The sequence below is a fragment of the Micromonospora sp. DT228 genome, from assembly GCF_049841595.1.
Classification (GTDB): domain Bacteria; phylum Actinomycetota; class Actinomycetes; order Mycobacteriales; family Micromonosporaceae; genus Micromonospora.
This window is the reverse complement of record NZ_JBNCKO010000034.1, coordinates 17227-33029: the sequence shown is the minus strand read 5'-3', so window position 1 is coordinate 33029 and position 15803 is coordinate 17227. Positions and strand designations below refer to the sequence as shown.

Genomic DNA, 15803 nt, shown 5'->3' with positions numbered 1-15803 from the left:
ACCAAGTCGAACGTCCACCGCTCCGGCTGGGCCGGCTGCACCTGTCCTCGGAGCCGGGTCGTCGGCCAGTCCCGGCCCTACCGCGCCACCGAGCGGCGAGCAGATGACGGCGACGGCCACTGCCGTACCGGCACCGGCGGCCGCGAAGCCGGGCAGACCCGTTCGGGCACTCGGTGGCTTGGTGACTGTGCTCTGCACCGGCGGCCAGGCTCACGTTGCGAACGTCGGTCCCTTCTCCGGCTACCGAGTCACGGATTACGAATCGGGTCCTGCCCGGGAGATCCGCGTGGTGCTGCTGTACACGGACAACAAAAGCGAGATCAAGGCGCGGTGCGACAACGGCACGCCACTGCCGAAGATCAGGGAGAGCCGCCAGTGAACGCACCCGATGGCGGGCCCACCGCGTCATGCTCGGCAGATCAGGTGCCGGCTTTCAGGCGGACAGCGTCGCGAACCACTTGTCGCGGACCGCGTCGAACGCGTCGGGCTGCTCGATCCACGGGAAGTGACCGGCGTCCGCGATGATCTCCAGGGTGAACTGATGCCGAGGGGGCCTTTCATCCTACCTTTGCTGCGGCTTTTGTCGGGATTGATTGAATTTCAGGCTTCGACACAAGATAGATCGATCTAAATCCTTGACTCAGCGCCCGTGTTGCCGGTTAATCACATCTACGTGTCGGCCGTGTTCACCCGCCCGGGTGACCGACGACGCTGGCGGACCGTCGAATCGATTCGACCACCTCCGGCAGCGAAGCCTTGACCCGGAGCCGTAAGGCTGCCGGGCGAGTCACCGGAGGTTGCCGTGCATCGCAGGAACGTCCGCTGGGGTGGCCGATTGTCGGCGTCGGTCAGCGGGCTGGCCGCGACCGTGCCGCTCGGCCTGCCCCTGACGGCGGGCGGCCCGACCCTGGCAACTCCCGGTCGGCCCCGGCCCTGCCGGTCGCGACGCAGAGTGTCGCGGCTACCGGACTTGACGGTGCGGCGGGCCGGCGACGCCGCGATCGCCTCGGTCGATACGCCGCAGCAACCAGTGACGGCGCGCGGTGTCGAGAGGAACTTCTGATGACAGACCTGCCCGTGAGCCGGAGGCGCCTGCTCGCCACCGCCACGCTGACCGCCGGCTCGGCGGCCCTGATCCCGGCCGTGGGCGCCGGACGGGCCGCCGCCGCCGCGCCTCAGGTCACGCTACCCGAGCGTGGGATCTACGACGCGACGGCGGCGACAACCTGGACGGACGGGTTTCTCACCGGCAACGGCGAGTACGGCGCCGTCCTGTACGGAACGCCGACCCTCGAAAAGGTGATCTTCAATCACCACCGCTTCGTGCTGCCCAACGGCAGCCGGGGCGTGACCCCGCCAGCAATCTCCGGGCGGCTGGCCGGCGTACGAGACAAGGCACTGGCCGGGAACTACGCCGGAGCCAACACGGACTTCGCGGCCGGCTGGAGCCTGCGCTGGACCCAGACCTACCACCCCGGCTTCGAGTTGCAGATCAGCACTCCCGGCATGACCACCGCCAACGGATACGCCCGCAGCACCGACTTCCGGACCGGAGAGGTCACCTCCACCTGGACCGACAGCAACGGCACCTGGACCCGCCGCGCCTTCGCCTCCCGAGCCGACAACGTCGTCGTACACGAACTGAGCCCGGCATCCGGCCGATCGATCGACGCGACGCTGAGAGTCAACACCTCCCTCGCGGGCGTCCCCGGCTCGGTCCGTTTCACCACCCTGGCCAGCGTCAGCGACGGTTCCGGCTACCTGAACCTGCGCGGCACCTACCCGTCCGGGCAGGGCGCGTTCGGCTTCGAGGGCGTCACCCGGGTCGTCGCCACCGGTGGCACGGTAGCCGCGAACGGGTCGAGCATCGTCGTCACCGCGGCAACCAGGCTCGTCCTGCTGACCAAACTCGACCGGTACGAGTCACCCACGGCCTGGGACAGCAGGCCGTTGCACGCGGCGCTGGCCGCGGTGCGCGCCGACTATGCCGAGCTGCGGACCCGGCACGTCAGCCTGCACTCGGCGATGTACGACCGCTCCCGCCTGGACCTGAACGTCTCCGCCGCCGACCGGCAGCTGTCGACCACCCAGCTGATCGCCCGGCAGAACGCCAACCGCAACACCATCGATCTGGCCCTGCTGGAGCGCCTCTACGACAGCGGCCGATACCTTTTCATCAGCTCCAGCGGCGTACTGCCGCCGCGGTTGACCGGAATCTGGGCCGGCACCTGGAATGGCGCCTGGGCAGACGATTTCACCACCGATGCCAACATCAACCTGCAGGTCGCCGGCGGCAACATTCTCGACCTCAGCGATGCCATGCAGGGCTACTTCAACCTGATCCTCGGGCAGCTCGCCCACTGGCGCACGAACGCTCGCAACCTGTACGGCGCCCGCGGCTTCCTGGCCCCATCGCGCACCGACGGCGAGTACGGGTACATGCTGCACTTCGACCCCGGCTTCCCCGGCCAGTGCTGGACCGGCGGCGCGGACTGGCTGCTCTACCCGCTGCTGGAGTATCACCAGGTCACCGGGGATCGGGCGTTCCTGGCTGAGAAGCTGGGACCGGCGCTGATGGAGCTGGCGCTGTTCTACGAGGACTTCCTGACCCGTACCGATTCGGCCGGCCGTGTGGTGTTCGTGCCGTCGTTCTCGATGGAGAACTCGCCGGCCAGCACGAACGTCCTGCTGGCGATCAACGCCACCGGCGACATCCAGGCCGGCAGACACGCCCTGCGGGCGGCCGTCGAGGCTGCCAACGCGCTCGGTGTCGAGCAGGGCGCCGGTCAGGGTGTCGCACGCTGGACGGCCCTGCTGACGAAGCTCCCGCCCTACACGGTCAACGGCAGCGGCGCCCTCGCCGAATGGTCCTGGCCGGGGCTCACGGACCGCTACAACCATCGGCACGTCCATCACCTGTACGGCGCGTGGCCCCTGCACGAGATCAATCCCGAGGAGGCCCCCGGGCTGGTCACCGCCGCTCTCAGGGCGCTGGCGCTGCGGGGTGACGAGAACACCTCCGCGCACGGCAGCCTGCATCGCGCCCTCGCCTCCGCTCGGCTCAAGGACGGTGCCGGCGTCTACAGCAACCTCCGGAAGATCATCGGCAACAACATGATCTTCCGGTCGCTGATGACGGCACACAACCCGAACCTGGAGACCTACAACGCCGATGCGGCCAACACGCTGCCGGCCGTGCTCAGCGAAGCGCTTGTCTACACCAGGCCGGGCATCATCGAGCTGCTGCCCGCCGTGCCCAGCCAGCTCGCCAGGGGCACCATCACCGGGGTCCGCGGACGCAACCAGGTCCGCATCCACAGCCTCTCCTGGGACCTGCCCGGTCGCTCGGTAACCGTGGCACTCACCTCGACGATCACCCAGGCGATCACCCTGATCAGCCGGCGCGGGATGGCATCGATCACCACGTCGGCGACGGTCACCACCTCGCCGCTCGGCCCGCAGGCCCGGGTGATCTCGTTGACGGCCGGGCAACAGATACAGGTCGTCGTAGGCCTGCCAGCCGCCGCCGCCAGCGGCGTCGTTCGACTTGTCAACCGGCGCAGCGCGAAGGTGCTGGACGTCAACGGCGGCTCCACCACGGACGGGGCAACCATCATCCAGTGGCCGTGGACTGGCGCGGCCAACCAGCAGTGGCGGCTGCTGCCCAACAGTGACGGCTCATTCCGGCTGTCCGGTGTCAAAAGCGGGAAGGTCCTGGACAGTCCAGGTGGCTCGGGCCAGGGCGCGGCACTCGTTCAGTGGGCCGACAACGGCGGACGTAACCAGTGGTGGAATCTCGTACCGGCGACGACAAGCGGATACTACCGGTTCGTCAATGTGAGCAATGGCTGGTGTGTCGGTGTCGAGGGCGGCTCCACCGCGGACGGCGCCAGGGCGGTCCAGCAGCCGGTCAGCGGCGAGATCAGCCAGGAATGGCAGATCCTTGATGTCTGAGACAGACGGTCAGAGGCACTGGTCGCAGCGACGCCGTCTGATGAATGTTGAACTCCGTAACACCCTCGAAAACTCAGGCGACGTCCTCGTCAACGTTCCGCTTCTCTGCCCTTCGATCGTCACGACCGGGGCGGCTGGGGCCGCCGCCGCATCGCTCGGCTGCGTAAAGGAGACAACATGTCCGAAGTGACACGAAGGAAACTTCTCGGCGCCGGGGCGGCTGGGGCTGGTGTCATGCTGCTGCCGGCGGGGTGGACCGCAGCCGCTCGGGCCGGGTCGACCGCACCCCCGAACGTGCTGGCAGCCAACGACATGGCGTTGTGGTACGACGAGCCGGCGGGTACGGATTGGCTGCGGGCTCTGCCGATTGGTAACGGCCGGTTGGGCGCGATGGTGTTCGGGAATGTCGACACCGAGCGGCTGCAGCTCAACGAGGACACCGTGTGGGCCGGTGGCCCGTACGACTCGGCCAACACCCGCGGTGCGGCCAACCTGGGGGAGATTCGGCGGCGGGTCTTCGCCGATCAGTGGACACAGGCGCAGGATCTGATCAACCAGACCATGCTGGGCAGCCCGGTCGGGCAGTTGGCCTACCAGCCGGTCGGCGACCTGCGGCTGGCTTTTGGCAGCGCCAGCGGGGCGTCGCAGTACCAGCGGACCCTCGATCTGACCACGGCCACCACTACCACCAGCTACGTGCTCAACGGGGTGCGGTTTCAGCGTGAGATGTTCGCCAGCGCACCGCACCAGGTGATCGTGATCCGGCTGACCGCCGACCGGGCAAACGCGATCACCTTCACCGCCACGTTCAGCAGCCCGCAACGGACGACCGTGTCCAGCCCGGACGCCGCCACGATCGGCCTCGACGGTGTTTCCGGCAACATGGAGGGCATCACCGGGCAGGTCCGGTTCCTTGCTCTGGCCAATGCCGCCGTGAGCGGCGGCACGGTCAGCAGTTCCGGCGGCACGCTGCGGGTCTCCGGCGCGACAAGCGTCACCCTGTTGGTGTCGATCGGTTCCAGTTACGTCAACTACCGGACCGTCAACGGCGACTACCAGGGCATCGCGCGGCGGCACCTCGACGCGGCCCGCAGCACCGGCTTCGACCAGTTGCGCGGCCGCCACGTGGCCGACTATCAGGCGCTGTTCAACCGGGTGTCGATCGATCTGGGACGCACGACGGCGGCCGACCAGACCACCGACGTGCGGATCGCGCAGCACGCGAGCGTCAACGATCCGCAGTTTTCCGCGCTGCTGTTCCAGTACGGTCGTTACCTGCTGATCTCCTCCTCGCGGCCGGGCAGCCAGCCGGCGAACCTGCAGGGGATCTGGAATGACCAGATGGCCCCCTCCTGGGACTCGAAGTTCACCATCAACGCGAACCTGCCGATGAACTACTGGCCGGCCGACACCACAAACCTGGCCGAGTGTTACCTGCCGGTCTTCGACATGATCAAAGATCTGACGGTGACCGGCGCCCGCACCGCTCAGGCGCAGTACGGCGCGGGGGGTTGGGTCACCCACCACAACACCGACGCGTGGCGCGGCTCCTCAGTGGTCGACGAAGCCCTGTGGGGGATGTGGCAGACCGGCGGGGCCTGGCTGGCCACCATGATCTGGGACCACTACCTGTTCACCGGGGACGTCGAGTTCCTGCGCGCCAACTACCCGGCCCTGAAGGGCGCTGCCCAGTTCTTCCTCGACACGCTTGTCAGCCACCCGACGCTCGGCTACCTCGTCACCAACCCGTCAAACTCGCCCGAGCTGCGTCATCACACGAACGCCAGCGTGTGCGCGGGGCCGACGATGGACAACCAGATCCTGCGCGACCTGTTCAATGGCGTCGCACGGGCCGCCGAAGTCCTCAACGTGGATACCACCTACCGCGCCCAGGTACTGACTGCCCGGGACCGCCTGCCACCGACGCGGGTCGGGTCCCGCGGCAACGTCCAGGAATGGCTCGCCGACTGGGTGGAGACCGAGCGGACTCACCGGCACGTCTCCCACCTGTACGGGCTGCACCCCAGCAACCAGATCACCAAACGCGGCACACCACAGCTGCACCAGGCCGCACGACAGACCCTCGAACTGCGCGGCGACGACGGCACCGGCTGGTCACTCGCGTGGAAGATCAACTATTGGGCACGACTGGAAGACGCCACCCGCTCCCACAAGCTCCTCCGCGACCTGGTGCGCACCGACCGGCTCGCGCCGAACATGTTCGACCTGCACCCGCCCTTCCAGATCGACGGCAACTTCGGCGCCACCTCCGGCATCGCCGAAATGCTGCTGCACAGCCACGCCGGCGAACTACACCTCCTGCCCGCACTACCATCCGCCTGGCCAACCGGGCAGGTCACCGGGCTGCGGGGCCGCGGCGGATACACCGTCGGCGCTACGTGGAGCAGCAGCCGAATCGAGCTCGTCGTCGTTCCCGACCGCGCGGGACCCATCCGCGTTCGCAACCGGATCTTCGCCGGCACCTTCGATCTGCGCGACGAGACGAGCGGCAGCGCCGTCCAGCCGACGCGGATCGAGGCCGATCTCGTGGAGTTCACCGGCCAGGCCGGCCACACCTACCGCGCGTCCGGGGTCAACTCGGGGCCGGTCGAGACTGGTGCGTACTACCGGCTCGTGGCCCAGCACAGCGGCAAGGCCGCCGACATCAACGGTGCGTCCACCGCCGCCGGCGGGTTGCTGATCCAGTGGCAGAGCGGCAGCGGACAGAACCAGCAGTTCGAGTTTGTGTCGGCGGACAGTGGCTACTTCCGGATCAGGGCGCGGCACAGCGGCTTGTTCCTGCAGGCCGCCAGCAACAGCACTGGTGCCGACATCACCCAGCAACCCGACACATCCAGCGCCGCCAGCCAACAATGGCGAGTCGACGACCAGGGCGGCGGGGTGGTCAGACTCATCAACCGGCAAAGCGGTCTGGCAATGGACGTGTGGCAGGCGTCGACCGCCGACGGTGCCCGCATCTCCCAGTGGACACCCGGCACCGGCGCCAACCAGCGATTCAAACTTCAACGTATCTAGGGCCTGTGTCGAAGTCGGTCAGAGCCACTCATTGATCGCGGCGATGTGCACGGTGGCTTCGTAGCGCACGGCGAGTTTGTCGAATCGGGTGGCCACGGCGCGGTGGCGTTTGAGCCGGTTGATGCCGCACTCCACGGCATGGCGTTGCTTGTACCGCTCGGGGTCGAAGGCTGGTGGCCGCCCACCCTTCGACCCCTTCTTACGCCGGTTGGCGTCCTGGTCGGCCTTCGACGGGATCGTCGCGGCGATCCCGCGGCGGCGCAGGTAACGGCGGTTCGCCTTCGACGTGTACGCCTTATCGGCCAACACCCGATCCGGGCGAGTACGTGGCCGACCGCCGCCCAGGCGGGGCACCCGAATACCGTCAAGCACCGCCACGAACTGAGGGCTGTCCCCACGCTGCCCGGCGGTCAACACGATCGACAACGGCTTCTGCCCCTGCTCACACGCCAGGTGCACCTTCGTGGTCAACCCACCCCGCGACCGCCCGAGCGCATGATCGGCCGGCTCGACCGCCACCCCGCCCGGCGGCTCGACCTGCAGATCCCCCTTTTACGCGCCCCAGCAGCGTGCTGATGCGCCCGGGCAACCGAGGAGTCCACCGACACGTCCCACGTCACCCGCCCGGCCTGGTCGGCCCCGGCCTGCAACGTGGTCAGGATCTTCGCCCAGGTCCCGTCACGCTGCCAGCGACGGAACACCGCGTACGCCGCCGACCAGGACCCGTAGCACTCCGGGATGTCCCGCCACGGCGCACCGACCCGGGTCCGCCACCTGATCCCATCAATGAGCTGCCGTTTCGTCCACGCCGACGGCCGACCCGGCCTACGTCCCACAGGCAGCAACGGCTCCAGCGCTGCCCAGTGCACGTCGGTCAGGTCATGCCGCCTCGTCACCGCTAAAGTAGCCACGAGGTCTCCGTGCTGATGGTCTTCTTCGTCGATGAACCATCTACCGGAGACCTCGCTACTTATCGATCACCGCCACGCCGAGACATTGTCACCGCTGCACCCCGCCACCGACTTCGACACAGGCCCTAGGGGCTTTCGGACAGCTACAGATCGCGCAGGGGCAGGTTGGTAGCTTGCTCGTCCTGCTGCGGTCGACGTGGCATTCGACGGCGCCCACGTGGCGGTGCCGGTGCTCGGGGCACGCGTCTGCGGGTTCGGGGCAGCGGTGGGTGGGATCCAGATCCCACCCACCGCTGCCGACGAGGGACGACGCGTTTAGGGCCTGTGTCAAAGCTCCTGGCCGGCCTGCGGCGGGCCCAGACGACGACCGGCCGCGTTGGAGATTCGTCCGGATACAACACCGGTATCCGGACGAATCTCCGCCTTGCCGGATCGCCGCCTGGACTCCGCCTCGGCTCGACCGAAGGCTTTGACACAGGCCCTAGGCCTGTTTCGTCAGAACTGGCCGGCCGCCCTTATGAAACAGGCCTAAAATCATTGCCCGACAGCTCGACGTCCTACGCAACGGACCGAATCCAGGCAAAAACGCTTTCTAGCAGTCCTTTCGCGGCTGCTCGGGGTGCTGCTTCGGGGCGCGCAGCGCCTACGGGCCCGGGTCGCGGCCGACGGCAGTGCTGACGTGGTCGCGCGGCACGCGTCCTCAGGCAGGGGTGGCGGTTCGCCGGGCGCCCGCTGGCCACACGATGCTGGTCGGGATGTCCCGCTGCCGCGCCCAGCTCACCGTCCGGTCGGTCGCCGCCTCGTGACAGCCGGGCTCCCCGTCCCAGACGGCCACCAACCGGTGCACCCGGCGCAGCAACTCGCGGTTGGCGGCCACGTAGGCCGCCGTGCCGGAGTGCTGGAATCCAGTGTGGATGACCTCGTCCGCCCGGCCGAGCAGGTCGTCGAAGGCCGCGCGGTTGGCCGGGGGGATCACCCGCTCCCGGTAGTCGGGCGCCGGCAGCACCACCTCGTACGCGCCGCCGGTGGCCAGCACCGCCCGCGCGAACGCCTGGTCGGCGCCGACGGCCAGGCAGGTGACACCCCGCACCGGCCGCCCGCTGATCCGGCGCAACTCGGTACGCAGGGCGTCGTACACGAGCCGTTCGGTGCCGGGGGTCAGGTTGATGTGCCCAGTGACTCCCACCCGGACCGGCCGAGGGTCCCGCGTCATCCGCCGATCCTCTCGCCCGACGGGTCACCCGGCGCACGCGGGGCGTCGTCCGGGCCAACTACCTGCCGCGGCGGCGACGGCGGGTCGGCGGGGGCAGCCGGGTCGGGCGGGTCGGGCGGGTCGGCGGTCAGCCGGATCATCTCGAAGCCGGCGTCGGACAACACCTCCGGCAGCGCCCGGATCTCGTTCCGGTTCATCTCCTGCACGTCCGGCGCCAGCTCGTCCCACGGCCGCAGCGTGGGATGCCGGCGGCGGGCGTCGTCGCGCGGTTCGCCGTACAGCCAGCCCTCCCCCCGTCGCTCCCGACACCACCGCTCGTGCTCCAACCGGGCCAGCTCGTCGATCCGGTCGTCGATGGCCCGGCTGGCGCCCGGGTCCGCCGTGCCGGCCGTGGTGCCGTGTCGAGGCGCCACCACACAGCCGAGGCTCAACAGCTTCGCCGCGATGTCCTGCACGTGAGCACGGTTGGCCCGGCGCAGCGACTCGGGCAGCCGGGCCCAGTCCACCATCGCGGGGGACGCGCCCAGGCGTACTCCCGCGCGCACCCGCGCCTGGACGTACCTGTCGTGGATCTGCTGGGCCAGCCGTTCGGTGAGGTCCTCGGCGATCAACTGGGCGTCGCAGGCCCGGGTCAGCACCGGGTAGAGCTGGAGCCGCCCGTGCACCTCGTCGAGCAGGTCGTGCCGCCGGTCGCCGTGGAACGCGGCGGCGAGAGCCGCCTGCCGGTACACCGGTACGAACACCGTGCTCTCCGCCCGCTGCCAGAGGGCGGGCGTGTCCAACGCCAACTGGAGCCCGGTCCGCTCGTCCTCAGCGCAGACGTAGAGCCGGTCGTAGCCGTGGCGCAGCATCCCCGACCCGACCAGACCGTCGAGGTCCAGGTCGTACGCCCGCACCTGGCACGCGCCGGACAGGAACGGGTGCCGGGCGCTCGCCAGTTCGAGTTCGGCGGCGGCGTCCGGTGCGACCAGGTCGACCTGCAGCGGTGGCAGGGGCCGACCGGCCGGTGCCTCGGTCTGGCGCAGCTGCCAGTGCCGCGCGCTGGCCACCAGCGCGGCACGACGAAAGCTGCCCCGACCGGCGATGAGGATGCGCACCGGTCGTCGGAGCGCCGAGGGCAGGGGGTGGTGGCGGTGCAGGGCCCGGGCGGCGACGTCGTCGACGTGGAAGTAGTCCAGTCGCAGCCGGCTGGAACCAGCGGCACCCAGTCGTCTGGCCTGCAACGACAGGCACATCTCCGGGTCGTGGACCTGCACGTAGACCCGGGCCGGTTGCCGCCGGTCCTGGATGAGGCGACTCGCGGCGTTGGCGATGGCGTGGTTGCGGTCGTCGTCGTCGGTGCAGGCGTACACGGTGCGGGCATGCGGCAGGCCGGCTCCGCGCAGCACCTCGGGACTCGTCGGATCCCCAATGACCCCCAGGTAGCGGCGGCGTCGGTACTCCAGTGGCCCGAACGGCTCGGCGCGGACGACGACCACGCGCTCACCCTCGGTGAAGAGCCGGTCGGCGAGCATCTGGGCGAACTGGGAGTCGCCGCAGACCACCGAGTGTCCCCCCGCCCGGCGGGCACGCAGCCGCCGGATCTCGGCGGCCAACAGCAGTCGGCTGGCCTCCACCACGGCGAGCAGGGTGAACAGCGGGGCCGCGAACCGGGCGACCTGCAACTGCCACGGGTACGGGCCGGGCTCCTGCAACGGCTCGGCGCCCAGCACGAAGAGCTGGATGTCGTAGTAGACCACGTCGTACAGGTCGTGGCCCGCGCCCGGCTCGGCCCGCAACAGTCGGTCGAAGCCGACGTAGCCGAGCACCAGCGCGACCAGGCCGATCACCGCGAAGACCATTCGCAGTGCCCTTCCGGCCGGGCGGTACGCGCCGGGGACCGGACCCGTCATCGACCAACTCCCTCGTGCGGGGGACCGTCGTCGCACCAGTGTCGCCGGACCGAGGGCCGATGCCCACCGTCCGCGCGCACCTCCGGACCGGCTCGTGATCGGGCCAGACCGGGCCACTCCGCATCGTATTCGACGCAGTCGATCCGACCGGACCATCGGCACCCCGGCTGATCGGCCCTTTTTGCAGGTGAACACCGCAGCGCGCAGGTGCGGATCGGTCCACCGGGGTGGCCACCGAAGGCTACGATTGCTAGACGGGCTGGAGGGGGCGCACGAGCGGGTCGGCCTCCGGTCCCCCGCCACCTGGCGCCCAGGCCGGACCTACCGGAGGATCACGGAGATGGACGCAACCGGAGGTCCACCGGCGGCAGGCCCGGTCAATCCCTTCTCGCCGACGGCCGTGGCCCGGGTGACCGAGCAGGGTACGGGCGCGAGCACGGTGGTCACCGCCGCCGTCCGCGACGCGACCGACCAGCTCGACGATTACCTGCACACAGGCGTCGGCGCGGTGGTCGCCCTCGTCGGTGACTACGGCACCGGCAAGACCCACCTCGCTGTCGAGCTGCTGGCCCACGCCCGGAACGTCACCGGAGCCGCCGGGCAGGCGATCTACCTGGACGCGCCCGGGGACACCTTCCTGTCCCTGCACCGGCGGTTCCTGTCCCGGCTGTCCCGCGCCACCGTGCGGGAGCTGCTCACCGGATATCTGCCCGACCCCGCGGGCCCCACCCGCTCGGCGGACGGTCTGGTCGGACGGCTGCGGGCGAGCCTCGCTGAGGTCACCACCAACCCGGCTTTCGGCACCGCGTTGGCGATGCTGCTCGACTCGGACACCGAGGTGGCCGCCTGGGACTGGCTCTCGGGTCACCCCCCGGGCCCCGCGCTGGTCGCCGCCGGGGTGACGGCAAGCGCGGACGTCGAGGCCACCGCCGTCGAGGCGATGGGCGTGCTGGCTCTGCTGCACTGTCGACGACACGATCGCTTCGTACTGGTCCTCGACGAGCTCGACAAGATCCTCACCGCGGGCGGCCGGCCCGGCCCGGAGACGATGGCCCGCCTGCAACGGCTGCTCGGGGTGTTCACCTCCGCCGGGGCTTTCCTGGTGATCGCCGGGTTGCCCGACATGCTGCACCTCCTCAGCACCGACGTACGGCAGCGGATCGGGCCGATCGTGCGGATGTCGGCGCTGACCGGCGAGGACGTCCGCACGTTCATCCGGCAGACCCAGTTGCGCGCGTCCGGCACGGCCCGACTCGCGCCGTTCACAGTGGAGACCACCGAATACCTGGCGAACCTCGCCGACGGGGTGCCCCGGCGGGTGATCCGGCTCTGCTACCACCTCTTCCAGCGCGCCTCCCAGGCCGGCACACCTGTCACCCATGTCATGGTCCGCGAGGTGGTCCGGGTCCAGTTCGACCTGGCCAACCGGCAGGACGTCGCTGCCGACGTGCGGCGGGTGCTCACCCAGGACGGCTGGTCGTACCAGCGGGATCACCTGGTCGGATCGATGCGCGACCTGCCTGTGGACTTCTGGATCCCCCTGGAGGAACGCAACGCCGGCTGCTGCGTGCTGCTCAGCGAGTCGGTCCTCAAGGCCGAGGAGGTCGACGACCTCAATCGGCGGGTCGTCGCGATCCGGGCGGCAGTTCCGGACAGCGAGGTGATCCTGGTGGTCGTCGGTCACCTGCCCGCGGAGTTCGCCGCGGAACTCGCCGGGACGTTCAGCATCGAGCCGATCGTCCACGACCCGCAGTCGTTCGCCGAGGACCTGTCGGGCAGCGTCAAGGCGCTGATGCGGCGGCTGGAGCAGGCGATCGGGGCGGACGCGCTCACCTCGGTGCGCCAACGGGTCGAACGCATCCACCGCCAGCAGAGCAACACCCAACGGTCCATCGAACACCTGTCGTACCAGCTCGACGAGATGCGGGGCGAGTTGCGGCACGATCTCACCGGCCCGGCCGGGCGGCTGGGCGTCGTCCCGGGGCAGCATCCGGCGTCGACGGGGGTGACGTCACCGCTGCCGGGGCGGGTGGCACGAATGTTCGTCGAGGCCGTCGCCGCACTGGATCAGCTCGCCGGGTTCGAGCGCCGGTTACGCGACGCGTTCGCCCCGCACCGGGTCGCGACCGTTGGCGGCGCCGACGGCGGGCAGGCGCTACGGTCGCTGCTGCGCTCCCGGGACGTCCAACGCGCGGTCGGCACGTCGGTGGTCCTCCGCCGCCTCATCGAAGCGTTCCGCGAGGGGGTCGAGCAGTGGTATGACGGCCACCGCGCGAGTCCGCAACCGACTGACCTGGAGCGGTTGGACCTGCTCTGCGAGACGTACGACGGGATCGCCGAGTATCTGCCGCTGTTCCAGTTGGACACCCTCAGTGGGCTGGCCGCCTCCGGCACGGGCGCGGAGGACGGCGGCGACCCGGTCGAACGATCGCGCACCTGGTCACAGGCCCGGTCGGTCTTCGACGGGCTGGGCGGTCGGGTCCGTCAGTTGTTGCTGGCCGGTTGAGCGCGTCGGCCGGGCTCAGCGTTCCGGCTCCAGTGCCCGCGCCGCCGGGCCGTCACGCATCCGGGGAGGCCCGGTCGGGTCGGCGTCCGGCCCGGGTGGGGCGTTGCCGGGGCCGTCGGGGAGGCGCCGGTCCAGCATGGCCGTGGCCAGGGCGTGGATGATGTTGATGACCACGATGGCCGTCGCCACGATCCCCACCGTTCCGGGGAAGTCCCGTTCGAGGACGAGGGCGAGGATCACAGCTGTGATGCCGTTCTGCTGCCCCCAGGCGAGGTAGCGCCGGTCGGCAGTGGGCAGGCCGCGGCTGATCGGCAGCGACACCACCAGCTGCGCCGCCACGGCCGCCAGACCGAGCACCACGCCGGGGACGATGTCGACGCCGTGCACGAGCAACATCCCGAGCAGGAACGTGGCGACCAGGTACGCCGCCTGGGTGGAACGGCCGACGACGGGGCCCAGTCGGGGACGGAAGAAGAGCCCGGCCAGCGCGACGCCGAGCATGAGGAACTGCCAGGCGGCGAAGAGGACCAGCGCGATCAGCAGCGCCACGGCCAGCCAGTTGAGCGCCGTACGGACCCGGGGGCGGGGGGCGTCGTCACGCAGGCCTGCGGCGCGGAGCAGCCGCCACAGCACCCAGGCGCCCACGGCGAAGGCCACGTTGGCGAGCAGGTCGAGCAGCAAATCCAGCGGCCGGTCGCTGATCGCGCCGGCGAGCGCGCCGCCGCCACCTCCGCTGAGGTCCAGGGCGAACGCGGAGACGTAGACGGTGAGCAGCACTGTGATCGGGTCGTCGAAGGACGCCCAGATGGACAGGATGGAGCGCGCCCGGGCGGACGTGCGGTCGGGGCGGCTCATCGCGGCCACCGCGAGCGGGTCGATCTGGGCGACGGCGACGCCGAGGACCAGGAACGCGGGGTCGCCGAAGACCAGCACCATGACCGCGGCGATGAGCGCGGCCTTGGCGACCACGCCGACGGTGACGGCCAGCAGTACGGTGCCCAGGTGGGCGCGGACCTCGGCGAGGCTGATGTCCCGGGTGCTGCCGACCAGGCCGACCGCCAACAGGACCGAGGCGAGGAGGAGGTAGGCGCGGGCGCCTTCGAGCCCGTCCACGTCGCCGGCCCAGGCCACGAGCAGCCCGGCCAGGGCGGCGGCAACGACTGCCGCTGATCTCCCCAGTCCGGTCACGGCCACCCAACCGACACGTCGAACCCCCGTTGATTCGAATCGAGGATATCGGCGCTGGGCGATCACCTCAATCACGACCCACGGGGACCGCCGGCAGAGTTCAGGCCGGCCGCGTGAGCCGTCGGGCCGCCGCCGCCATCTCCTGGTCGGCGACGGCGACCCGGTCCTGGTCCAGCGTGACACCCACCAGGTAGTCGTCGGCGGAGAGCCGGTAGTGGTAGACGGCGCCCATCTCCACGTCGAGCACCAGCCGGGTGACGTCTCCGGCGACGGCCCGGCGCAGGTCCCGGCCCACCTGTAGGGCCAGCAACGACAGGTCACCGGCGAGGCGCTGGTAGCGGTCGCGCCGATCCGCCACCGTGACGCCCCGGTTGAAGAACGTGTCCAGGTCGGGGTGGCCGAGGATGTCCACGGCCCACGCCTGCTCACCCGCCCGGTAGTGGCTCAGGTAGTGCAGGCGCTCAGGGCGCAGCGCCGCCATGGACGCTTCGTCGGGCGTGGACGACCCGGTCAGGTGCGGCTGGAAGCCGTCCGTCGGCTCGCTTGTCGGTAGCGGCTCGTCGACCACCTCACCTTCCCAGCCGCCCGGGTTCTGCGACCGCTGCCGCAGCAGCCGGCGCAGGTCGGTCGCGGCGTGCGCGGCGGCCTGGTCGACGGCGCTGACCCGAGCAGGGTCGGCCACCGGCGCGGTGTCCGTCCCGGGCACGGCGGCGAAGCCGACCACGTGTTCGTTGCCCACCACCGAGTTGCAGAAGACGAGACCCGTGCGGGTCTGCACGACGGTGCGGATCAGCGCCCCGCTGTGCAACTCGCCCAGCCGACGGTTCAGCTCGCTGACCCGGTAGACCAGTTGGGCGCCGACGCGGCGGTACACCTCGCGCCGCTCCTCCGGGGTGGTCTCGTCGGCAGGTACCGGGGTGGCTGGGTGGGCGAGCAGGTCCAGCGCGAAGTCGAGCACCCCGGTGGTGTAGTGGGCCACGTGGTAGACGCCGCCGCCACCGAGCAGCAACCCCCGACAGAGGTCGCGCTTCTTTCGGAAACCCGGGACGTCCTGCTCGGCCGTCTCCTCGATCAGGACGTCGTGCAGTTCCGGATCGGTCACC

Annotated in this window: 9 protein-coding genes; 4 read left to right on the top strand and 5 right to left on the bottom strand. The window is 70.1% G+C overall.

Going from position 1 to position 15803, the window contains the following annotated elements; genetic code table 11:
• The first annotated feature begins 181 nt into the window (after positions 1–181).
• The 3 genes from ACLQ29_RS34735 to ACLQ29_RS34725 all read left to right on the top strand — a co-directional run bounded on the left by ACLQ29_RS34735 (position 182) and on the right by ACLQ29_RS34725 (position 6990).
• Complete coding sequence (locus ACLQ29_RS34735) at positions 182–379, top strand: hypothetical protein (RefSeq protein ID WP_425775598.1); 198 nt, start codon at positions 182–184, stop codon at positions 377–379.
• A gap of 683 nt (positions 380–1062) precedes the next feature.
• A complete protein-coding gene (locus tag ACLQ29_RS34730; RefSeq protein ID WP_425775597.1) occupies positions 1063–3954 on the top strand; it encodes a glycosyl hydrolase family 95 catalytic domain-containing protein in 2892 nt (963 codons plus the stop codon).
• Between the two features lie 177 nt (positions 3955–4131).
• Positions 4132–6990, top strand: coding sequence for a glycosyl hydrolase family 95 catalytic domain-containing protein (locus ACLQ29_RS34725; protein WP_425775596.1), 2859 nt, complete (start codon positions 4132–4134; stop codon positions 6988–6990).
• A gap of 18 nt (positions 6991–7008) precedes the next feature.
• On the opposite strand, the gene ACLQ29_RS34720 is transcribed toward ACLQ29_RS34725, so the two are convergent.
• The 3 genes from ACLQ29_RS34720 to ACLQ29_RS34710 all read right to left on the bottom strand — a co-directional run bounded on the left by ACLQ29_RS34720 (position 7009) and on the right by ACLQ29_RS34710 (position 11006).
• A protein-coding gene (locus tag ACLQ29_RS34720; RefSeq protein WP_425775595.1) for an IS5 family transposase occupies positions 7009–7886 on the bottom strand; the annotation gives its coding sequence in 2 pieces (ribosomal slippage) (positions 7009–7490 and positions 7490–7886; 879 coding nt in all).
• 715 nt (positions 7887–8601) lie between these two features.
• Complete coding sequence (locus tag ACLQ29_RS34715) at positions 8602–9114, bottom strand: hypothetical protein (protein WP_425775594.1); 513 nt, start codon at positions 9112–9114, stop codon at positions 8602–8604.
• On the bottom strand, positions 9111–11006 hold the full coding sequence (locus tag ACLQ29_RS34710) for a RyR domain-containing protein (RefSeq protein ID WP_425775593.1): 1896 nt from the start codon (positions 11004–11006) through the stop codon (positions 9111–9113). Before ACLQ29_RS34710 ends, ACLQ29_RS34715 begins: the two co-directional genes overlap by 4 nt.
• A gap of 340 nt (positions 11007–11346) precedes the next feature.
• Here ACLQ29_RS34710 and ACLQ29_RS34705 point away from each other — a divergent pair, with 340 nt between their 5' ends.
• Positions 11347–13512, top strand: coding sequence for a hypothetical protein (locus ACLQ29_RS34705; RefSeq protein ID WP_425775592.1), 2166 nt, complete (start codon positions 11347–11349; stop codon positions 13510–13512).
• Positions 13513–13527: 15 nt separating this feature from the next.
• Here the strand turns inward: ACLQ29_RS34705 and ACLQ29_RS34700 are convergent, their stop codons facing one another.
• Both ACLQ29_RS34700 and ACLQ29_RS34695 read right to left on the bottom strand, forming a co-directional pair.
• Positions 13528–14706, bottom strand: coding sequence for a hypothetical protein (locus ACLQ29_RS34700; RefSeq protein WP_425775591.1), 1179 nt, complete (start codon positions 14704–14706; stop codon positions 13528–13530).
• Between the two features lie 94 nt (positions 14707–14800).
• Positions 14801–15802, bottom strand: coding sequence for a hypothetical protein (locus ACLQ29_RS34695; protein WP_425775590.1), 1002 nt, complete (start codon positions 15800–15802; stop codon positions 14801–14803).
• Between the last annotated feature and the right edge of the window lies 1 nt (position 15803).